The following is a 20,504-nucleotide window of genomic DNA, read 5'->3' on the forward strand; positions in this document are numbered from 1 at the left end:
ATCTGTGCGGAAACATCTTCAAGCGCCCGGCTATGGCCGGGCGTTTTGCGTCTCACGGTACCTACGCCACCGAACAGCAATCACCAATAAACGGACTGCCCTGCCGAAAATCGTAGGTCCAGTTTTCCCACAACTTCAGTCCTGTTTTCTGCACAGCGGCATCGACAGTTGATTTTACGCAAGTGCTGCGGTCTAACACTGATATGCAGATTTATCTTCCCATCGCCGAGGTGTCGGTCAACGCATTCCTGCTTCTGGGGCTCGGCGGTATGGTCGGCATCCTGTCCGGCATGTTCGGTGTTGGCGGCGGCTTTTTGATGACGCCGCTTTTGTTTTTCATCGGCATCCCTCCTGCGGTTGCCGTGGCGACCGAAGCCAATCAGATCGTCGCCTCCTCTTTCTCCGGCGTTCTTGCCCATTTCAGGCGGCGAACCGTAGACATCAAGATGGGCCTTGTCCTGCAAGCCGGAGGTCTGCTTGGCGCCGCCCTCGGGGTTGTGGTCTTCAACTACCTCAAGGCCCTTGGCCAGGTCGATCTGCTGGTCAAACTCTGCTATGTCGTCTTCCTTGGCGTGGTTGGCGGACTAATGTTTGTCGAAAGCCTGAACGCGATCCGAAAATCCAAGGCCTCAGCTGGCGCCGCGCCAGCGCCCCGCAGGCAGCGTGGCTGGGTCCATGCACTCCCGTTCAAGATGCGGTTCCGCACCTCAGGTCTTTATATCTCTGTCATTCCACCACTGCTGGTCGGCGTCGTCGTCGGTATCCTTGCCGCAATCATGGGGGTTGGTGGCGGTTTCATCATGGTGCCTGCGATGATCTACATTCTGGGCATGCCAACCAAGGTGGTTGTGGGCACATCGCTGTTCCAGATCATACTGGTGACAGCCTTCACCACCATGTTGCACGCCACGACAAACTACACAGTGGACATCGTCTTGGCGGTTCTGCTGCTGGTCGGCGGCGTCATCGGCGCGCAGATTGGCACCCGCATTGGGGTCTATCTGAAAGCAGAGCAGTTGCGTATCCTGCTCGCCCTCATGGTGATCGTGGTCTGTGTCAAGCTCGGTCTGGATCTCTTGCTCATGCCCTCCGAGCTCTATTCGCTCGGCAGCGACGGGGGCCATTGAGATGCTCGGTTGCGCTATCCATCGTAAGGGCCGTGTCGAGTCGCGCTCGGGCTTGCACCACGCCAGTCAGCGCCTTTGTGCGGCACTCTTGCTGATCCTGCCGCTCGCGTCACTCGCACCGGCACCAACAGCAGCCCAAACCGCAGCCACCCTGATTGACAGTGAACCCGCAACCGGGCCGCGCGAAGAGGTCGTGCTGGGCCTCAGTCAGGACCGTGTTGCCATCACAGCCAACTTTGATGGTTCGGAGATCCTGATCTTCGGCGCCGTGAAACGCGAAGCACCGATCCCGCAGGATGACCCGCTTGAGGTGATTGTCGCCGTGTCCGGCCCGTCGTCGCCGGTGATGGTCCGGCGCAAGGAAAAAAAGCTTGGTATTTGGGTGAATACAGACAGCGTTCTGGTGGACTCTGCGCCCAGCTTCTATGCCGTCGCAACCAGCGCGCCCCTCTCGCAGGTGCTGAGCGATACCGAAGATCTGCGGTATCGGGTATCCGTGGGTCGTGCGATCCGCTCGGTTGGGGCCGGGATGCACATACGCGGCGCCCAGCGATTTGCCGAAGCCGTGATCCGCATTCGCTCCGACAATGATCTCTACTCGCTACGGGAAAATACCGTCGCTGTAGATCAGCAAACCTTGTTTCGCACAGCGATTGACATGCCCGCCGACCTTACGGAAGGAGCCTATCGCACGCGCATCCTGCTGACCCGAGGGGGAACGGTGGTAGCGCAGTACGAAACCAACATCGACGTGCGCAAGGTGGGGCTGGAACGTTTTCTCTACGCGATGTCGCGGGAGCAGCCGTTTCTCTACGGTTTGATGTCACTGGCCATTGCGATTGCCGCAGGCTGGGGAGCCTCGGCCGCCTTCCGCCTCTTGCGCAGAAGCTGAAAGCAGCCCCGCCGTGCAAAGCGCGGCGCCACGCCCAACGAATGCGCTGCCAGCTTGGTGGTATCGTACCCGGGCGGGAGCCTCCCCCGTCCCGCCTAACCACGCCCGATGTAGGGCATGGTCGTCGCCATGATCGTCATGAACTGAACATTCGCCTCAAGTGGCAGATCTGCCATATGCAGCACCGATTGCGCGGCGTCTTCCACCGCAAAGGTCTGCATCGGTACGGCAGACGGATCAGCTGAGACCTGCCGCGCACTCAGGTCTTCCACCATGGGCGTGCGCGCGTTGCCGATATCGATTTGCCCGCAGGCGATCTGAAAGGGGCGCCCATCCAAGGACAGGCTACGGGTCAGCCCGGTGATCGCCGATTTTGTCGCAGCATAGGGGGCTGATCCGGGGCGCGGAACATGAGCCGCGATGGATCCGTTGTTGATGATCCGGCCACCCTGCGGCGATTGCTGGCGCATCTGGCGAAAGGCCGCGCGCGCTGCCAAAAACATACCGTTTAAGTTCACATTGACCGCAGCAAACCAATCTTCCAGCTCAATCTCGTCGATGGTGCCCGAAGGGGTGAAAATACCAGCATTGTTGAACAGCACATCCAACCGCCCTACCCGTTTTGCAAAGCAATCAAAGGCGTGGTCGACAGCGCCGGGGTCCGTCACATCGGCGGGCAGAACATGAGCTGTGTCACGATCCTGCGCGACCTCTTCCAACTGTTCTGCACGACGCGCCAACAGGCCAACCTGCCAGCCCTCCTCCAGAAACAACTCAGCCACGGCACGACCGATACCCGAGCTTGCCCCGGTGATCAGGATCGTACGTTTGGAGACTTGATCCTCTGCGCTCATACCGGGCTGTCCTCCTGCATTTCCAAGGTCAGGGCACTAGCTGGTGCTGCGCGCAGGTCATCCACCTGCAGGGGCCCGGTTGGCTTTGCGAGACGATTACGCACCACCCAGATCAGCCGTTCCTGAGCCCGCGTGATTGCGACATAGGCCAGCCGCTTCCATAGGGGCTGGCCAGCCTCAATCCGGCCCATCCGCGCAGCTGCGTAAATGTCAGGCGCAAAAACCTGTGCCGTTGGCCACTGTGATCCTTGGGCCTTGTGAATAGTGACCGCTGCCCCATGCAGAAAAGCCGCCCCCATCCGCGCAGCAAACGGAATGAAAGGCTCTTCTTCCTCAGGCTTTTCAATCTTCACGATTGATGCGGCGGACACCTGCGGGTCTTCTGCCCCCATCACATGAAGACGCGAAAACCCCGGTTTCCGGCCAGGCCCGAGATAGATCACCTGCGCGCCCTTAATCAGACCGCGGGCCTCAAGATCCAGCCGTTTCTTGCGGTGTTTCATCGGCAATTCAATGCCATCACAGATTAGCGGTTCGCCCGCCAGCAGGCTGTCCTCCGGCGCGCCATGCACATTTCGGAAGGCATTGATCAGCCGGATGCGGGTGTTGTTGCGCCAGACCAGAACCGGGGAGCGCGCCATCAGATCCACCTCCACCCGCTGGCCCCAGACCACGCGCTCGTCCTGGCGGGAGAGATCTTCAACCATACGCTCAAAATCCTCAAAGCCGACGTCTGGATCGGCCAGCGCATGGGCGAGATCCAGAATAGGGTTGCCGGCCTCCTGACGGTGAATGCGATTGAGGATCAGCTTTCGCTCTTCCGGCAGCGTTTCAAAGACCATCGCACCAGATTGGTTCACTGGCGCAAGCTGTGCGGGGTCTCCGAACAGCAACAGCGTCGGAAAAATCTCCTTGAGATCCTGAAACTGGCGATCATCCAGCATCGAGGCCTCATCGATAAATCCGATGTCCAGCGGTTCCTCTCGGCGTTTCCAGCCGGTAATGAAATCGGACCCTCGCAGCCCCGCAGCCGCCAAGGCGCCGGGGATCGATTTATTACGCTCGTAAAAGGCTTTGGCACGGGCCAACGCCTCCTCGGTCACCCCCTCAATTTCGGGCTCGTCGCCACTACCGGCCAGCCATTCGGCAATCCGCTCGTATTCAGGGTCATAGACCGGTGTATAGAGAATTCGGTGGATCGTGGTTGCCGGCACTCCGCGCAGGCGCAATACACTGGCCGCTTTGTTTGTCGGCGCCAGTATCGCAAGCGTGCGGCGATCCTCATTTTTCTTCCGGCTTTCATAGTCGCCCGACACGACCTCGACCCCGGCTTTCTCCAGTGCTTTGTATAGCTCCGCCAGCAACAGCGTTTTGCCGGATCCTGCCTTGCCGATAACAGCCATTGCGCCGCCGTCACCGCGCGGCGGGTGGAGCAGATCGTCTTCCAGATCGACCCCCGCGTCGTGGAGAAGACTGCTAACGCGATCAAAGGCAACCGCCTGATCATCGGAGAATTTTATGGGTGCTGCGCTCATGCCGCGACCCTACAGGCGCCGGGCCGGCTGCACCAGAGCAGACGGCCCGGCGTGGCCCGGTTTTGGCAGAGGGCAGGTCTGACTGTCACATCCTCTTCAGCGTTGCCATCAGCCTGTCAGGGCAACGGATCCCGGCTCTACGGCCCCACCGAACGAACGATCAAACCACAATGTCGAGAGCTCCGGCTGGATACCCGCCTTCTGTGCGACGCGGTGATAGGCCTCCACCGAATAATCCCAGAGACCAAGGCAAATCCGGTCCCGCCCTTCGCCCATGGTGCCAATGACGTCCGGACTAAAACCGAGCGATCGGTAGATTCTTACCATCCGGCGATCAAACACGCCTGCAAAGTGAGCAATGTTGAAATTCCGCATGATCTCCAGCCCAGCCAAGGTAAGCGCCCCGGCGACATTACCACTCACATCACGTGAGAGGCAGAACCGCGTGCATTCCCAGATCAGCGGGCTGCTGATGGCGTCACCTCCGGTCAGCTCAGGAAAGACATCATTAACCATGATCGGGCCTGTGGAGGGCAGGAACCGCATTGAGCCGCCGTGACGGCCATCGGCCTGCTCCCAAATCACATAGAGCGGATCAAGCGCGTCATACTCGTCGCGCTCTTCTCCTTGGGCATCTACCGTGACATCCCACCCAAGCCGCGTCTTGAACTGATCCGCGCGGTCCACGAACATCGAATGAGCCAATTCACGGTGCTGGTGCAAGTCGTGTGCATATACATAGCGAAGCATAACTTAGTCCCCTTTAGATAGAAAAGTAGGACCAGATTACGACCAGAAGAGATTCTCAACTATAAGGTTAATGAATGCCTGTAGCTTCAACGTGTTAAATGATGATCAGCCCGAGACTCAGGGCACGCGCGATGGCATGGGTGGTGTTGATGGCCCCCAATTTGAATCGCGCGCTCTCGATATAAACACGCAAAGTATGTTCCGAGATCGTTAGCGTCTTCGCCACCTGAGCACGGCTATATCCCATCGCAAGCAGGGTCAGCGCGTCAATCTCGCGGGGGGACAGCGGTTGCACATGCTCCGGGCTGCGATCCGGTTCGAACTCCAGTGCCTTGCGATTAAAGTAGTGCCCGATCAAGATCAGATCACGGCTGTGCTTGTCGGTGAACCGGGTCCAAGTGTCATCATCGCAGTTGTGACTGACTGTAAATAGTGCAAATTGCCCGTTCGGACCCCGGATCGGGATTGAGTACCCCTGGTTGCCGACATCATGCGCCAACGCATCTTGCAAAAACTCACGTGCGGGTTTGGAGGACCAGTCAAGCCGCCGCCAGTCGACCGGGTGGAACCGCTGATAGCACCCAATAATAACCGGGTCGACGCGCACATAGGCTTTTTCCTGATAGCGCTCTACCCAGCCCTGCGAATAGGTGCCAAAGTGATAGTGATCACCGGCACTATCCACCCAATGATACATGGCATGATCAACGTCAAAGGTATCGCAGACCCGCTGGATGATCTCCTGCAGACCATCGACTGAGGTTGTCGCATCCAATACCTCAAGGATCAGATCAAGATTAACTTTGGTTGCCATAAATTGCCTGAATCTCACTTAGTCTTGGCACAGGTCTCCTGCACCGTTGCGGCTGCCTGCATGAATTACAAACCGCGCTCTTGGTCTTTGTGCCGCGATCGTCGCAGCAGCGTCAACGGCATGCCTGCATATTGATCGAGTTTTTATTTCATAAGGGATTATCTAGCGCGCTGCCACAGAATGTCTGCACCATCAGCACCAAGCCGCCTGCTCATCTAGCGTCACAACCCACTGCACGACAGCATGCAGAACACACGAAAAACCCCGCCAGTCCTATCTGTGACTGGCGGGGCAAACTCATAGAAATCAGCCGGAGGTTCTACCCGGCCAGCACATCTTCCAAGGTACGCAGTCCGGTACGCGGCGCCTGAACAAGAACGGACATATTGCCGGGCTTATGTTCATTGCGCAGCATTTTCATATGGGCCTCCGGCAAGTCAGACCACGAGAAAACTTCAGACATGCAGGGGTCAAGGCGACGCTCTACCATCAGTTTATTCGCTGCAGCTGCCTGTTTCAGATGTGCGAAATGCGAACCTTGCAGGCGCTTCTGGTGCATCCACATATAGCGCACATCGAAGGTCAGATTGTAGCCGGTGGTGCCGGCGCAGATCACGACCATGCCGCCCTTTTTGCAAACAAAGGTCGAGACCGGGAACGTGCTTTCGCCAGGGTGCTCGAACACCATGTCAACATTGTTGCCCTTACCGGTAATGTCCCAGATCGCCTTGCCGAATTTGCGCGCTTCCTTGAACCAATTGGCATATTCAGGGGTGTTCACTGTCGGCAGCTGGCCCCAGCAGTTGAAATCTTTGCGATTGATAACGCCCTTGGCGCCCAACCCCATGACAAAGTCGCGTTTGCTCTCGTCGGAGATCACGCCGATCGCGTTGGCCCCGGCGGTGTTGATCAGCTGGATCGCATAAGAGCCGAGGCCACCCGATGCGCCCCAGACCAGTACGTTCTGGCCCGGCTTCAGATCATGTGGTTCATGGCCGAACAGCATCCGGTAAGCGGTGGCCAGTGTCAGCGTATAGCAAGCGCTCTCTTCCCACGTCAGATGTTTGGGGCGCGGCATCAGCTGCTGCGACTGAACATTGGTGAACTGAGCAAAGGATCCGTCAGGGGTCTCATAACCCCAAATCCGCTGGCTGGGGGAGTACATTGGATCGCCGCCGTTGCATTCCTCATCATCGCCGTCGTCCTGATTGCAGTGGATCACCACCTCGTCGCCGACCTTCCAGCGCTTCACCTTGTCGCCTACCGCCCACACGATGCCAGAGGCATCGGAACCTGCGATGTGAAACGGGGCACCATGCCCGTCAAACGGGCTAATGGGTGTGCCAAGTGCGGCCCACACACCGTTGTAGTTCACCCCGGCTGCCATCACGAGAACGAGCACATCGTGGCTGTCCAGCTTAGGGACATCAACAACCTCCTGCACCATGGCAGTGTCGGGGTTGCCGTGGCGCTCCTTGCGGATTGTCCAAGCATACATTTTTTGCGGCACATACCCCATCGGAGGCAGTTCACCGATCTCGTAAAGCTCTTTTTCAGGGGCCTCGTAGGAGAGGGCGCCGTTCTGCGTATCCAAAGCCATGCTGGCCTCCTTTTTTCCGCTGTTCGCCGCAATGCAGAATCGCAGCTGCTACCTAGGGAATAAGATTCGCCAAGCAACAATGCAACACTATTTATTCAATTTGGGTAATTTTATGACCCTGCGGATGCAGAATAATATTTCGCATCCGCAGAAAATACGCCTAGGCAGACGTCGCCACTGTCGGCTCAGGGATGAGATGGCGGATGGAGTTTGCATAGTAGACAAGTAGATCCCCGCGCTCTGCGTCCAGCTGATAGCGGTTCTGGTGCTCTTGCAAGATGCCTCGGGCTGTCAGTTGACGCAGCCCGACCTCAGCCGCGTCACCAAGGCTGTCACGCGGCGTGTGAATATGGGCAAAGGGAATCTGTGCAAGTAGTCCATCCATCGCCTGTTCGATATCTGACCGGCTCCACGGATTGGAACCCGACTGCGAGCGCACCAGCGTTGCTGCTACCAGAGCCACCGGCAGGACTGGAACACATTCACCAATCCGGCCCATCAGCTCCTGTGCCAGAACCGTCGGCGCATCCTCCTCCCCCTCTCGTAACATAAACGCGCGCAGGCTGAGCGGACGCCCGAAGCTGACCGCCGCATATCCAAATCGTTGATAGCGCCCTGTGAGCCAGAGCATCAGTTGACGCAACATCCGGATAGCAACCACATGAATCCGCGGGCGAAACCGCCGCTCTCCGGATTGAGCCGCAGATGTAAGAATCTTGTCTTCAAGGACCCGGTCATAATTCAGAGCAACCGGCACAAAAACCACATCCCGCCCCCCGTCACCCTGGGCCAACTGTCCGTCGACGATATATTTGAGCAGCCCCACCTTGGGCTCGGCCAAGGCACCGTCCAGACTTAACCCGCCTTCCGGAAACATGGCCTGTGTCACACCGCCTTGCGTCGCCAAGCGTACATAGGTCGCAAGAACACGCCGATAGAGATCGTTTCGTGATTTCCGACGGATAAAATAAGCGCCCATTGCCCGGATCAATCGCGACAAGGGCCAAACCCGTGCCCACTCCCCCACCGCATAGGAGAGCGCCGACCGATTTGCTGCGAGGTAAGTGATCAGCACGTAGTCCATATTTGATCGGTGGTTCATCACAAACACCACTGTCGCTTCCGGATCAATGGCCTTGAGCGCGGCTTCGTCGACGTGGCCGAGGCGCACTCGGTAGACTGCGTTGGACAGAAACCGAGCCAATCGGATCGCAACGCTGAAATAAGCAACGGCAGAAAAGGAGGGTACAATTTCGCGCGCATAGCGGCGGGCCTCCTCAAAGGCGACGTTTTCTGGAATACCCTTGCCGCGCGCATGATCCGCGATCGCCTGAGCGACCTGCGGGTCGTAAATCAGCCGCTGAATCATGTCGTAGCGCCGCGCCAGTTTGAACGGCTGAATAGGACGCTCAAGCCGCCGATTGAGCCGCGCCACCGCTCGCTCAAGCCGCCGGCGAAAGAACCACCGCACTGAAGGGAATAGAAAATGCGACGCAAAGGTGATCGCAGCAAACAGCAGGATCAGCACAAAGAGCCAAAGCGGGAGTTCCACGGTCTGCGTCATCCCGCCAAGCCTTGCCCAAACCTGTCCGGTTTACAAGCCTTTGCCGCCTCACCCCCCAGCCACCGATCGACCATTGTGGCCCCGCGCACTACTACGGGCCATCAGCGTGCGAACCACAGTTTGAGAAGGCACCTCAACCAGTCGAAAAATGGCCATCGACAGGATTATAATGCCCCCCAAGACAACGGCTGCGGCCAGCACGTAGATCTCGGCCGACAGCCCGGCAGGCAGCAGTGTAAGCAGGGTCACGCCGATGTAATTGTGCAGCAGATAAACCGGATAGCTGATCAACCCCAGCCCAGCCAGCGGTCGCCAAGCCAGAACCTGAGCCACCCTCAATCGCAAGGCACAGGCCGCAACTGCGAGAAAGATCAGGACTAGAAATGCTACTTCCCAGTTATCTTCAGCGCGGTAAAATGCCACTGAAAAGGCCCAGAAGACCAGTGCACCCTGTCGCTTGCCGCGCGCTCCGGAATAGATTGCAGCAAAGGTGATGCCTGCGGCGAAGAGATGCGCATAGGCTAAAAAGAGCGTCTCAATCAACACCTGCGGCACCAGCCCAGCAACCGCAAACTCAACCAACTGCGAATATCGACTGCATGATCAGCAAGACCAATGGCGCCACCCTTCCAAAACGTCCCTTGGGTACCAACCAGCAAATCACAGCCGCTAACAGGTAGAACCGAACCTCTATGGCGAGTGTCCAATATACAACGTCAACGTAGCCATCGAACCCAAAGACGCTGTGCCAGAAGCGCTGCGATGTGAACGTCCAGGAGGCCGCAACGCCACTCAGATCTCCACGTATGTCTTGGGTGAAATCGCTGCCAACGCTGTGCACAAAAACAAACGTGATGAGGGAACAAACCACCAGTGCCGGCCAAAGCCGCGCCAGGCGTTTTAGCGCAAACCGCAGGGGCCCGGGCCGTTCGGTAAGCGACAGCGTAATGACGAATCCAGAGATGACGAAGAACAGCTCGACACCCAAGTCTCCGTATTTTGCCAGGGGCAACAGTGCCGCACCGTAGGGGGAGTACTGGGGATAGGCCTGAAAATAGTGGTACAGCACGACTGCCAGCACAGCAACAGCGCGCAAGCCATCAACCTCGGCGAGGCGCCGCCCAGTGATAGTGTTCTTCAAATCAGTGCTCTTCTATACTCAGATCAACCTATAAGGTCTTAGAGCAAACGCAAAACCACCTCAATAGCCTGCAAGCGACCTGAAAGCGCGAGAGCCGCTGTCTGCCCTGAAAATGCCGCAACGCAGCGAATTGACAAGGGTCTATAATTACTATTTAGATCCACAAGAAGAAATAAAGTTACCTCATTCCTGATGGGAGGCTGATGATGCCGCAGATGCAAAAAGACCGTCCTTGGCTGATCCGCACCTATGCGGGCCATTCTACTGCCAGCGCATCCAACGCGCTTTACCGCGCCAACCTAGCCAAGGGGCAAACCGGCCTTTCCGTCGCCTTCGATCTGCCAACTCAGACCGGCTATGACAGCGACCACGTGTTGGCCCGCGGCGAAGTCGGCAAGGTTGGCGTGCCGGTCTGCCACCTTGGCGATATGCGGTCTCTGTTCGACCAGATCCCGCTGGAACAGATGAATACCTCCATGACCATCAACGCCACTGCCCCGTGGCTGCTGTCTCTCTATATCGCGGTGGCAGAGGAGCAGGGCGCGGATGTGTCGAAACTGCAAGGCACCGTACAAAACGACCTGATCAAGGAATATCTGAGCCGGGGCACCTATGTCTGCCCTCCCAAACCCAGCCTCAAGATGATCGCGGATGTGGCCGAGTATTGCTACACTAACGCGCCTAAATGGAACCCGATGAACGTCTGTTCCTATCACTTACAGGAGGCAGGCGCGACGCCGGAGCAGGAACTGGCCTTTGCGCTCGCGACCGCGCAGGCCGTGCTGGACGAGCTGAAGCCACGCATCACACCAGAGGACTTTCCGGCTATGGTCGGGCGCATTTCTTTCTTCGTAAACGCGGGCATCCGGTTCGTGACCGAGATGTGCAAGATGCGCGCCTTTGTCGATCTTTGGGATGAAATCTGTCGCGACCGCTACGGCGTCGAAGATCCCAAGTTCCGCCGCTTCCGCTATGGTGTGCAGGTAAATTCTCTTGGCCTGACCGAACAGCAACCAGAGAATAACGTTTATCGTATTCTGATAGAGATGCTGGCTGTGACCTTGTCGAAAAAGGCGCGTGCTCGCGCCGTGCAGCTGCCCGCCTGGAACGAAGCGCTTGGCCTGCCCCGCCCCTGGGATCAGCAGTGGTCCATGCGGATGCAACAGATTCTCGCCTATGAGACCGATCTTCTGGAATATGGCGATCTGTTTGATGGCAACCCCGCAGTGGATGCAAAGGTCGAAGACCTGAAGACAGGCGCACGTGCTGAGTTGGCAAATCTGGAATCCATGGGCGGCGCGGTGGCCTCCATTGAATACATGAAGGGCCGGTTGGTCGATTCCAACGCCGAACGCCTGAACCGGATCGAAAAGCACGAGACCATCGTGGTGGGTGTCAACAAATGGACCGAGGGTGAACCGTCTCCACTACAGACCGAGGACGGCGGCATCATGGTAGTCGACCCAGCGGTCGAGCAGGAGCAAATCAGCCGCCTGGATGACTGGCGCAGTCGGCGTGACGATGACGCAGTGCAATCGGCGCTCGCGGCCCTGCGCGCCGCAGCGCAAAACGGGGACAACATCATGCCCCCCTCCATCGCCGCAGCCAAAGCGGGGGTCACCACCGGTGAATGGGCGGAGGAAATGCGCAAGGTCTATGGCACCTACCGCGGCCCGACAGGCGTTTCAGGGTCGGTGTCCAACAAGACTGAAGGTCTGGATGAGTTGCGCGATAAGGTAAATGCAGTAAGCGACCAACTTGGTCGCCGCCTGAAATTTCTGGTCGGGAAACCTGGACTCGACGGCCATTCCAATGGTGCTGAGCAGATCGCCTTTCGTGCCCGCGACTGCGGCATGGATATTACTTACGACGGTATTCGCATGACCCCGGAGGAGCTGGTGGCATCAGCAATCGCGGATGACGCCCATGTTGTTGGCATGTCGATCCTCTCCGGCAGTCACCTGCCCCTGATCGAAGAGCTGATGGGCAGGATGACAGAAGCCGGTCTTTCGCATGTTCCGGTTATTGTCGGAGGAATCATTCCGGACGATGACGCTGACCGCTTGAAAAAGATGGGGGTGGCCCGCGTCTACACTCCCAAGGATTTTGAGCTGAACGCAATCATGGGAGACATTGTCGAACTCGCAAAACAACCAGAAACGGCTACGCATTAGCGGATTTTCGCAAATAAAAATAATCGAAACAATTTTCTTGGTGAAATCGCCACGAATATGAGGCCATAAATGAATGCACCTCGACCTATCACGTCGTGCATTCATTCATGGAGAGAAAAAATGGCCGTTGACCTCACATCGATGTCGCGAAAAGAACTTTTGGAATTGCAGGCGAACGTCGAAAAGGCATTGAAAGACGCTGAGCAGCGTGAGCGCATCGAAGCATTGAAAGCCGCGGAAGAAGCTGCCGCAAAATTCGGTTTCTCGCTGGATGAGATTGCAGGCAATGGCCGTAGCACTGCCAAGAAAACCAAGGCGGCCCCGAAATATCGCAACCCTCAAAACCCGGAAGAAACCTGGACCGGCCGTGGCCGCAAACCACATTGGGTTCATGCAGCGCTGACATCCGGCGTTGATATTTCCGATCTGGAAATCTGATTTTCCAAAACTGAGGATAAAAAATGACTGTTCATATTGGGGCCGCCAAGGGCGAAATTGCCGAAACCGTTTTGTTGCCAGGTGACCCCTACCGCGCGAAATGGGCAGCCGAGACATTTCTGAAAGATGTGCGCCTTGTAAATGAAGTGCGCGGAATGTTGGGGTTCACTGGCACATGGAATGGTCACCCGGTTACGATTCAGGGTAGCGGGATGGGCATGCCATCCCTGTCCATCTACGTGAATGAACTGATCCGTGACTATGATGCCAAGACCCTAATCCGCATCGGTTCCTGTGGTGGCATGCAGGACAAGGTGAAGATCCGCGACGTAATCCTCGCCATGACAGCGACAACCACCGGCTCCCCCTCACGCGGGATTTTCAAGGAGGTCAATTTCGCCCCCTGCGCCGATTGGTCCCTCCTTCAGGCGGCGGTAAAGGCCGCTGAGACCCATGAGCTGACCCCGCATATTGGCGGCATCTATTCGTCGGATGTGTTCTATGATGAACGCCCGGATCTGAACGAGCAAATGGTGCGCCACGGCATTCTGGGAGTAGAGATGGAGGCAGCTGAGCTTTATACGCTTGCAGCGCGCTACGGATGCCGCGCCTTGGCAGTGCTGACCGTGTCCGATCACCTTGGCACGGGCGAGGCGCTGCCCTCCGATCAGCGCGAACGCAGCTTTGGAGATATGGTGGAAATCGCACTCGAGGCGGCTTTCGCCTGAGCTGGTGGGCCTCTTTAATCCGAACAAAAAGGCAGCGCCTCAGGCGCTGCCTTTTTTCCTATTGGCAAAATCTCAGATCAACTGCGCCCGTGACTGCCATCGTAGCCATTGCGCGCAGGCGACTGCCAGCCATCCAACACAGTGTCGTCGGGCGTAAAGACCTCCACCAGCAGCGGGTGGCAGGCGGCGCTGTCACTGGTATGTTCCGCCCCACAGTCGCCCCCGGGACACGCGCTTAACGCTCCCAACAGGTCGATTTCGGCGAAAAACTCCAGATAATCACCAGGGCGTACCGGACTTGCCTTCATGAAATACTGCCCGGTATCGCGGGTAAACCCGGTACACATGAAAACGTTCAGAACGTCGTGTACATGCCGTTCCGCTTCTGCCAGCGAAGTGCCCAGTTCATCAGCCAGTGCGCGAGTCAGGTTGGAGTGACAGCAATGGTGATAGTGGCCACCGGCGATCAAATTTCCGGTATAGGGATCGCAGCGCGTTCCGATCACATCATGCACCGAGCCACCGTAGCTGTCGATCCCGTACCAGCCCAGACTATCGGCAACAATGGTTGCCATGGGGCGCAAATGCGGCAGGTTACTCCATAGCCTCTCCCCAGCAGTCACATGGGTTCCGTGCAATGCCCGCGTTTTGCCGGAGAAAAATCGCTCACTCAGATCAGCGCTGTTCCAGAGGTTCAGGTCACCCACTTGCGGCCCCTCGACCGACGTAATCCGGAAAAAGCTGCCTGCAGCCACGCGGAAGCAAGCCGCATGGCGCGGCGCGACCAGCACCTCATCAGTTTTTTGCGCTGTCTCACGGGCCGAAAGGTATTGCGGTAAATCCGGCTTTGGCAGCGTTTCATTCGGATAGCAGATCACTGGCGGGATCGCCCGCCGCTCCGCAGCATCAGACGGCGGCCCTATCTCGGTGTTTGGAAATTCAACGTTGGACATGGCGCAAACCTCTTTACTGTTTGCGCCATGAAAGCCAAACGGACCGCCCGAGACAAGCGGTGATTGCGACCGCATTCACCAGCCCCTGAGGTCAGATCACCACTACATCCAGCGGCGGGAAGCCATTGAACCCGACCGATGCATAGGTGGTCGTATAGGCGCCACAGGCATGGATCACGACGCGGTCTCCGGCTTTCAGCTCCAGCGGCATTTGATAAAGCTGCTTTTCATAGAGCACATCGGCGCTATCACACGATGGGCCCGCCAGAATGCAGGGACCGGTCTGCCCATCACCATGATCCGTGGTGATGCGATAGCGGATCGCTTCGTCCATGGTTTCGGCCAGACCGGAGAATTTCCCGATATCCAGATAGACCCAGCGGTGCATATCACCCGCATCCTTGCGCGACACCAGTAGAACTTCTGCCGCGATTGCGCCTGCCTCTGCCACCAGCCCGCGGCCCGGTTCCGCCATGATTTCGCAGGCGTCCGGAAAACGCGCGTTCACCAGCGCCATTACTTCCTGCGCGTAGCGGTTCGGCGCCATCACCTCAGTGCCATAGCTGGCGGGAAAACCGCCGCCAATGTTCAGAAGGGTCAGCTCATGTCCGGCGCTCTTGGCTGCGCGCCAGACCTGCGCCACCTGATCAAGCGTGTCGGCCCACATCTGCGGATCACGGGTCTGCGATCCGACATGGAAGGAGAGACCAGATACGCATAGACCAAGGTCGCGGGCACGGTCCATCAGGGTCAGCGCCATCGCAGGGGTACAGCCGAACTTACGGCTCAACGGCCAATCAGCGCCGGTCGCCTCAACCAGCAGACGGATACAAACCCGCGCACCCGGCGCGTGCTCAGCCAGTTTCTCCATCTCTGCCAAGGCATCAACGGCGAAATGCGTGATACCGATCTCATGCGCGAAAGCGATATCAGCCGGGCGCTTGATGGTGTTGCCAAAGGTAATTTGGCTCGGCTTTGCGCCAGCGGCCAGACACATCTCAATCTCAGCACGGCTGGCAGCATCGAAATTCGCCCCCATGCGGGTCAGGCGACGCAGGATCTGCGGCTCCGGATTGGCTTTAACAGCGTAGTGAATACGGGCGCGGCCCAGACCCTGCGCGAGGGCGGCGTATTGCCGGGCAACAGCCTGACTGTCGATCACCAGTGTCGGTCGGTCAAACGCGTTCTGTGCAATGTAAGACAGGTGGCGAGAAACGGGGACAATAGCATCTTGACGGGCAAGTTGCCCGGTTACGTTTGCGTTCATGGTCATCTCCAAAAGACCCGGCCATCTATGACCGCTCACTTCAATCAGAGACGTTACCGTCGCTACGTAACCATGGGGGATAACCCTTGGGACAGAGGCGCGTGCGTTGGCGTCTGTGCGCCATATCCACCAAAGCAATGAGTCGATCAAGCATTTTTTTCGCCTTATCCCTCAACTTATACGGGATATTTACGTATGCTATGTGTCAAGGGTCTCACCAGCCGTGCCACATGGTGGTTTTGGGCGTATCCCCTGCCTACCCCGCCTGACGCAGGCACAGTTTCGGCGCTGCAGAGCCGGGTTGTACGGCCCCGCAAGCGGCACATCTCCATTGGTCAGCGGCACGCTCCTGCCGCCAACGACAATGTCGGCTAAGACTGGACGTCTTGTGTCGCCATAGGAAATATCCAAAAACGCCGAGCAACAGAAAGATGATCAACACGGGCATGCGGCCTGTCTATCTACCGTTTTATTCAGCCGCAACTGTCGCCAACGCCTATGCGCTCCTACCGATCAGGCCGCAGCGTAGTAGTCGACGACACCCTCAGTGATCGCGGGATCTGCGGCAGGCACGTATGGTTCCGGCACATAGTAAGCCCAGGCCTGTTCCAGATGTGCCAGTGCGTCGGCAGCTCGCTCTGCCTTCGGTGACGTCGAAGAGTTTGCAGCGGTCTGGTGAAATTGCTTCGCGGCTTGATCGGTCATGTGATCGCTCCTGCTCAAGAAAATACCTCTTCCCTGCTCAGGAATTTATGCCTGTGAGCGTGGCAACACACCCTCCGTTTCAACAAGATCGCCATGCGTGCAGCGCAACCCCTTCTGAGAGTGATTACTGACAAGACAGAGTCTGGCGATACAAAGAAAAACGCCGCCCGGAGTTCCTGAGCGGCGTTTGGTCATGCGTACGCTGTGTCAGATCAGACCGCGCGTTCCACCATCATCTGTTTGATGTGCGAAATCGCCTTGGCCGGGTTCAGCCCCTTCGGGCAGGTTTTGGCACAGTTCATGATCGTGTGGCAGCGGTAGAGCTTAAACGGATCTTCCAGTTCGTCCAGACGCTCCGGTGTCGCCTCATCCCGGCTGTCGATGATCCAGCGATATGCGTGCAGCAACGCAGCTGGCCCAAGATAGCGATCGCCGTTCCACCAGTAGCTGGGGCAGGACGTCGAACAGGAGGCGCACATCACACATTCATAAAGACCGTCGAGTTTCTTGCGGTCCTCGATAGACTGCTTCCACTCTTTTGCAGGGCGGTTGGTCTTGGTTTCCAGCCATGGCATGATTGAGGCATGCTGCGCATAGAAATGCGTCAAATCGGGGATCAGATCCTTCACCACCGGCATATGCGGCAGCGGATAGACCTTCACGTCGCCCTTAATTTCATCCAGCCCGTAAATACAAGCCAGCGTATTGATGCCGTCGATGTTCATCGCGCAGGAGCCGCAGATCCCTTCGCGACAAGACCGGCGGAATGTCAGGGTTGGATCAATCTCATTCTTGATCTTGATGAGCGCGTCCAGAACCATCGGACCGCATTTATCCATATCGACAAAATAGGTATCCACCTGCGGGTTCTTGCCGTCATCCGGGTTCCAGCGATAGATGCTGAACTTGCGCACATTGGTTGCGCCTTCGGGCTTGGGCCAGGTTTTACCCGTGGTGATCTTGGAATTTTTCGGAAGTGCGAATTCGACCATAGATCGTTCTCCTTGCTTAGCTGCCCACCAACCGCAGGCGCGAGGCACTGCGGAGGCAGGAGATCGGTGTCAGCGGCCCGGACAGACCGGATCGCTGATCTTTGGGTGTCGCGGCCATGCCTGCCGCAATTTCGTAGACGCAGGACGGCATCAGAACAGCCCTCCCGCCGTAAAAGGGGGGTGCTCTGCCAGTTGTGAAAGCCGGGCCGCATCATCGGGATAGTGCCGCGTCAAAGCCGCCAACAGCGCCTCATCACGGGCCGCAAGGTGCAGGATCGCCTGATATTCGGCATCCCCCACCATCTGTCGGCAGCGCTGATCCGTCTTCAGATCAAAATCGGCGTCACCTTGATCCTTGTCGAAGGAGGACCCACCGCCGTAGGTTTGCATCTTACCGAGCGTGTTGTCCGCAACTGGCAAGTCCAGACGGTCCAGCAGATCCTTCCGATAGTTGGCACTGCGCATCCAATGGTCGTAATCAACCACCACCAGCGCCAGCTCATTCGCCTGAGAGGCCAGCTCCAGCATTCTCCGATAGCTGTCGATCGCCCGCAGAATGACGGCATTGCGCTGAACCAGAGAAAAAGCAGGGTTGCCCTGAAGCTTCTTCAACAACGACGCGGACCAGTTCAGAAACCCACGCAATAGCAGGACATCGCCACTCAGCAGCCCCTCATCCAGATCACCGGAAACAGGCCGATCAAACCCGTAGTCGGAGGGAACCGTATCCTCATAGGAGATCAGCAACAGGCCACCCGGAGCCATAGACGCACCTAGGCTGGTCAAATCTCCAATTTCATGGCGGGACAGCCGCAGAGCATTGCGCTCCCCCCCCTGATGGTGCGTCAACGGCGCCCGTCCGGGCTTGCAATTATTGAAGAACAGAGCCTGCTGACCCGGCGCATTGCGCTGTAGCCAATTGGCAACCGCATGATTGCCTGAACGGCGCATCCCGAACAGGCGCAGTGCCACATCCGGCTGCCAACCAAGATCCGGCCAACCGCAGTGTCGCTCTGCACCAGAGGCCAGGGATGGTGTCGAGACGTCTTGTTCGACCGTCATCATAGCTGCCCCCAACCATGTACACTCAGCTCCCGCAAACGGGCGCTGAGTGTCATGTGATATGCAGGGGCTGGGTACATCAAGGTCTTAGAACGTCCGTGCCTTGGGTGCGATCTTCGCCTCGCTGATACCGCCTTCGGCCTCGGTCGTGAGGGGATCCACGATCACCGGACGATAGGACAGATCCACCTTGTTGCCGTCGACACGGCTGACAGTATGGACCCGCCACTTCTCATCGTTACGGCTGGTGAAATCCTCATGAGCATGGGCACCACGGCTTTCCTGACGTGCCTCTGCCCCGACAATTGTCGCAAGGGCGTTTGGCATCAGGTTGGTCAGCTCAAGCGTTTCCATCAGGTCCGAGTTCCAGACCAGCGACCGGTCCGTCACAGCCAGATCATCGATCTTCGCCGCGATGGCGGTCATCTTCGTCACACCTTCCGCCATGGTCTCCGACGTGCGGAACACCGCAGCGTCGCTCTGCATGGTGCGCTGCATCTCCAGACGCAGGTCCGCAGTTGGGATGCTGCCCTTGGCATGGCGCAGACCGTCAAACCGGTCGAAGGCTTTGTCCACCTGCGCCTGATTAAGCACAGGGTTGGGCGCCTCTGCATCAACGACCTTGCCTGCGCGAATTGCTGCAGCTCGGCCAAAGACCACGAGATCGATCAGCGAGTTCGAACCCAGACGGTTGGCACCATGCACCGAAGCACAGCCCGCCTCACCCACGGCCATGAGGCCTGGCACCACAGCGGTTGGATCATCCGCGGTTGGGTTCAGCACCTCCCCCCAGTAGTTGGTGGGGATACCGCCCATGTTGTAGTGGACGGTCGGCAGAACCGGGATCGGCTCTTTGGTCACGTCCACGCCGGCGAAGATCTTCGCGCTTTCCGAAATCCCCGGCAGGCGCTCAGCCAACGCTTCGGCTGGCAGGTGCGAGAGGTTCAGGTGAATGTGATCACCATGTTCCCCAACGCCGCGACCTTCGCGGATTTCCATGGTCATCGAACGCGAAACATAGTCACGCGGCGCCAGATCCTTATACTGGGGGGCATAACGCTCCATGAACCGCTCGCCTTCGGAGTTGGTCAGATAACCGCCTTCACCGCGCGCACCTTCAGTGATCAGACAGCCGGAGCCATAGATGCCCGTGGGGTGGAATTGCACGAATTCCATATCCTGCAATGCCAGGCCAGCACGGGCCACCATACCACCGCCATCGCCGGTGCAGGTATGCGCAGATGTCGCGGAGAAATACGCCCGGCCGTAGCCGCCAGTCGCCAGCACAACCATCTTGGCGTTGAAGACATGCATGGTGCCGTCGTCCAGCTTCCAGCAGACAACGCCCTGACACTGCCCATCCTCGGACATGATCAGATCGATCGCGAAATACTCGACATAGAACTCAGCATTGTTCTTCAGCGATTGACCATAGAGTGTGTGCAGGATCGCGTGACCAGTCCGGTCCGCAGCGGCACAGGTCCGCTGCACTGCGGGGCCTTCGCCAAACTCTGTGGTGTGACCACCAAAGGGGCGTTGGTAGATCTTGCCTTCCTCGGTACGTGAGAACGGCACGCCATAGTGCTCCAGCTCATAAACCGCCTTAGGCGCCTCGCGCGCCAGATACTCCATCGCATCGGTGTCGCCGAGCCAGTCAGACCCCTTGACCGTGTCATACATATGCCACTGCCAATGATCAGGCCCCATATTGGACAGCGACGCCGCGATGCCGCCCTGAGCCGCCACTGTATGCGAGCGTGTCGGGAAGACCTTCGTCACGCAAGCCGTGCGCAGCCCCTGCTCCGCCATGCCGAGGGTGGCGCGCAATCCGGCACCACCGGCGCCAACCACGACCACGTCATAATCATGTGTTTCGTATTCGTAAGCAGCCATTGAAAACCTCGGAAT

Annotated in this window: 19 protein-coding genes; 5 read left to right on the forward strand and 14 right to left on the reverse strand. The window is 57.9% G+C overall.

Annotation, left to right across the window (positions count from 1 at the left end; translation table 11 throughout):
• Positions 1 to 203: 203 nt before the first annotated feature.
• Both INHI_RS0114225 and INHI_RS0114230 read left to right on the forward strand, forming a co-directional pair.
• Entirely contained in the window at positions 204 to 1,127 is a 924-nt protein-coding gene (locus tag INHI_RS0114225; RefSeq protein WP_014879074.1) for a sulfite exporter TauE/SafE family protein, read from the forward strand.
• Between the two features lies 1 nt (position 1,128).
• Entirely contained in the window at positions 1,129 to 2,019 is an 891-nt protein-coding gene (locus tag INHI_RS0114230) for a TIGR02186 family protein (protein WP_027248075.1), read from the forward strand.
• A 95-nt stretch (positions 2,020 to 2,114) separates the two neighbouring features.
• On the opposite strand, the gene INHI_RS0114235 is transcribed toward INHI_RS0114230, so the two are convergent.
• The 8 genes from INHI_RS0114235 to INHI_RS21325 all read right to left on the reverse strand — a co-directional run bounded on the left by INHI_RS0114235 (position 2,115) and on the right by INHI_RS21325 (position 10,277).
• Entirely contained in the window at positions 2,115 to 2,873 is a 759-nt protein-coding gene (locus INHI_RS0114235) for an SDR family oxidoreductase (protein ID WP_027248076.1), read from the reverse strand.
• Positions 2,870 to 4,408, reverse strand: a complete 1,539-nt coding sequence (locus INHI_RS0114240; RefSeq protein WP_027248077.1) for an AAA family ATPase — start codon at positions 4,406 to 4,408, stop codon at positions 2,870 to 2,872. The genes INHI_RS0114235 and INHI_RS0114240 overlap by 4 nt, the downstream gene beginning before the upstream one ends.
• 108 nt (positions 4,409 to 4,516) lie before the next feature.
• Complete coding sequence (locus INHI_RS0114245; protein WP_014879070.1) at positions 4,517 to 5,158, reverse strand: acyl-homoserine-lactone synthase; 642 nt, start codon at positions 5,156 to 5,158, stop codon at positions 4,517 to 4,519.
• Positions 5,159 to 5,252: 94 nt separating this feature from the next.
• Positions 5,253 to 5,972 carry a helix-turn-helix transcriptional regulator gene (locus INHI_RS0114250; RefSeq protein ID WP_014873489.1) on the reverse strand — a complete coding sequence of 240 codons (720 nt, stop codon included), beginning with the start codon at positions 5,970 to 5,972 and terminating at the stop codon, positions 5,253 to 5,255.
• Positions 5,973 to 6,291: 319 nt separating this feature from the next.
• On the reverse strand, positions 6,292 to 7,572 hold the full coding sequence (gene ccrA / locus INHI_RS0114255) for a crotonyl-CoA carboxylase/reductase (protein ID WP_014873488.1): 1,281 nt from the start codon (positions 7,570 to 7,572) through the stop codon (positions 6,292 to 6,294).
• Between the two features lie 160 nt (positions 7,573 to 7,732).
• Entirely contained in the window at positions 7,733 to 9,136 is a 1,404-nt protein-coding gene (locus INHI_RS0114260; protein WP_036767105.1) for a 1-acyl-sn-glycerol-3-phosphate acyltransferase, read from the reverse strand.
• A 48-nt stretch (positions 9,137 to 9,184) separates the two neighbouring features.
• Positions 9,185 to 9,718, reverse strand: a complete 534-nt coding sequence (locus INHI_RS21320; RefSeq protein ID WP_254656884.1) for an acyltransferase family protein — start codon at positions 9,716 to 9,718, stop codon at positions 9,185 to 9,187.
• Positions 9,711 to 10,277, reverse strand: a complete 567-nt coding sequence (locus tag INHI_RS21325) for an acyltransferase family protein (protein WP_254656885.1) — start codon at positions 10,275 to 10,277, stop codon at positions 9,711 to 9,713. Before INHI_RS21325 ends, INHI_RS21320 begins: the two co-directional genes overlap by 8 nt.
• A gap of 206 nt (positions 10,278 to 10,483) precedes the next feature.
• Between INHI_RS21325 and INHI_RS0114270 the strand changes: the two genes are divergently transcribed.
• The 3 genes from INHI_RS0114270 (at position 10,484) to deoD (ending at position 13,617) form a co-directional block, all read left to right on the forward strand.
• A complete protein-coding gene (locus INHI_RS0114270) occupies positions 10,484 to 12,451 on the forward strand; it encodes a protein meaA (protein WP_027248079.1) in 1,968 nt (655 codons plus the stop codon).
• A 120-nt stretch (positions 12,452 to 12,571) separates the two neighbouring features.
• Positions 12,572 to 12,889 (forward strand): H-NS histone family protein, encoded by a 318-nt coding sequence (locus tag INHI_RS0114275; RefSeq protein WP_014873484.1) that lies wholly within the window; start codon positions 12,572 to 12,574, stop codon positions 12,887 to 12,889.
• A gap of 23 nt (positions 12,890 to 12,912) precedes the next feature.
• Positions 12,913 to 13,617: a purine-nucleoside phosphorylase gene (deoD, locus tag INHI_RS0114280; RefSeq protein WP_014873483.1), complete on the forward strand. Its 705-nt coding sequence runs from the start codon at positions 12,913 to 12,915 to the stop codon at positions 13,615 to 13,617.
• Positions 13,618 to 13,694: 77 nt separating this feature from the next.
• Here deoD and INHI_RS0114285 read toward each other — a convergent pair whose 3' ends face one another.
• The 6 genes from INHI_RS0114285 to sdhA form a co-directional block, all read right to left on the reverse strand.
• Positions 13,695 to 14,570: an urea carboxylase-associated family protein gene (locus INHI_RS0114285; RefSeq protein WP_027248080.1), complete on the reverse strand. Its 876-nt coding sequence runs from the start codon at positions 14,568 to 14,570 to the stop codon at positions 13,695 to 13,697.
• A 91-nt stretch (positions 14,571 to 14,661) separates the two neighbouring features.
• The gene (locus INHI_RS0114290) at positions 14,662 to 15,843 is read right to left on the reverse strand and encodes a type III PLP-dependent enzyme (RefSeq protein WP_036767107.1); all 1,182 of its coding nucleotides are present in this window, start codon (positions 15,841 to 15,843) and stop codon (positions 14,662 to 14,664) included.
• A gap of 507 nt (positions 15,844 to 16,350) precedes the next feature.
• A complete protein-coding gene (locus INHI_RS0114295; RefSeq protein ID WP_027248082.1) occupies positions 16,351 to 16,542 on the reverse strand; it encodes a hypothetical protein in 192 nt (63 codons plus the stop codon).
• Positions 16,543 to 16,754: 212 nt separating this feature from the next.
• Positions 16,755 to 17,534 (reverse strand): succinate dehydrogenase iron-sulfur subunit, encoded by a 780-nt coding sequence (locus tag INHI_RS0114300; protein WP_014873480.1) that lies wholly within the window; start codon positions 17,532 to 17,534, stop codon positions 16,755 to 16,757.
• Positions 17,535 to 17,684: 150 nt separating this feature from the next.
• A complete protein-coding gene (locus tag INHI_RS0114310; RefSeq protein ID WP_027248083.1) occupies positions 17,685 to 18,599 on the reverse strand; it encodes a hypothetical protein in 915 nt (304 codons plus the stop codon).
• 84 nt (positions 18,600 to 18,683) lie between these two features.
• Positions 18,684 to 20,489, reverse strand: a complete 1,806-nt coding sequence (gene sdhA / locus INHI_RS0114315; protein ID WP_014879061.1) for a succinate dehydrogenase flavoprotein subunit — start codon at positions 20,487 to 20,489, stop codon at positions 18,684 to 18,686.
• Positions 20,490 to 20,504 lie beyond the last annotated feature (15 nt).

Source organism: Phaeobacter inhibens DSM 16374 (assembly GCF_000473105.1).
GTDB classification, from domain to species: domain Bacteria; phylum Pseudomonadota; class Alphaproteobacteria; order Rhodobacterales; family Rhodobacteraceae; genus Phaeobacter; species Phaeobacter inhibens.

Excerpts from the sequence above, each read along its gene's own strand:
- INHI_RS0114225 (WP_014879074.1), top strand. The coding sequence starts at position 204 with ATGCAGATTTATCTTCCCATCGCCGAGGTGTCGGTCAACGCATTCCTG.
- INHI_RS0114230 (WP_027248075.1), top strand. The coding sequence starts at position 1,129 with ATGCTCGGTTGCGCTATCCATCGTAAGGGCCGTGTCGAGTCGCGCTCG.
- INHI_RS0114235 (WP_027248076.1), bottom strand. The coding sequence starts at position 2,873 with ATGAGCGCAGAGGATCAAGTCTCCAAACGTACGATCCTGATCACCGGG.
- INHI_RS0114240 (WP_027248077.1), bottom strand. The coding sequence starts at position 4,408 with ATGAGCGCAGCACCCATAAAATTCTCCGATGATCAGGCGGTTGCCTTT.
- INHI_RS0114245 (WP_014879070.1), bottom strand. The coding sequence starts at position 5,158 with ATGCTTCGCTATGTATATGCACACGACTTGCACCAGCACCGTGAATTG.
- INHI_RS0114250 (WP_014873489.1), bottom strand. The coding sequence starts at position 5,972 with ATGGCAACCAAAGTTAATCTTGATCTGATCCTTGAGGTATTGGATGCG.
- ccrA (WP_014873488.1), bottom strand. The coding sequence starts at position 7,572 with ATGGCTTTGGATACGCAGAACGGCGCCCTCTCCTACGAGGCCCCTGAA.
- INHI_RS0114260 (WP_036767105.1), bottom strand. The coding sequence starts at position 9,136 with ATGACGCAGACCGTGGAACTCCCGCTTTGGCTCTTTGTGCTGATCCTG.
- INHI_RS0114270 (WP_027248079.1), top strand. The coding sequence starts at position 10,484 with ATGCCGCAGATGCAAAAAGACCGTCCTTGGCTGATCCGCACCTATGCG.
- INHI_RS0114275 (WP_014873484.1), top strand. The coding sequence starts at position 12,572 with ATGGCCGTTGACCTCACATCGATGTCGCGAAAAGAACTTTTGGAATTG.
- deoD (WP_014873483.1), top strand. The coding sequence starts at position 12,913 with ATGACTGTTCATATTGGGGCCGCCAAGGGCGAAATTGCCGAAACCGTT.
- INHI_RS0114285 (WP_027248080.1), bottom strand. The coding sequence starts at position 14,570 with ATGTCCAACGTTGAATTTCCAAACACCGAGATAGGGCCGCCGTCTGAT.
- INHI_RS0114290 (WP_036767107.1), bottom strand. The coding sequence starts at position 15,843 with ATGACCATGAACGCAAACGTAACCGGGCAACTTGCCCGTCAAGATGCT.
- INHI_RS0114295 (WP_027248082.1), bottom strand. The coding sequence starts at position 16,542 with ATGACCGATCAAGCCGCGAAGCAATTTCACCAGACCGCTGCAAACTCT.
- INHI_RS0114300 (WP_014873480.1), bottom strand. The coding sequence starts at position 17,534 with ATGGTCGAATTCGCACTTCCGAAAAATTCCAAGATCACCACGGGTAAA.
- INHI_RS0114310 (WP_027248083.1), bottom strand. The coding sequence starts at position 18,599 with ATGATGACGGTCGAACAAGACGTCTCGACACCATCCCTGGCCTCTGGT.
- sdhA (WP_014879061.1), bottom strand. The coding sequence starts at position 20,489 with ATGGCTGCTTACGAATACGAAACACATGATTATGACGTGGTCGTGGTT.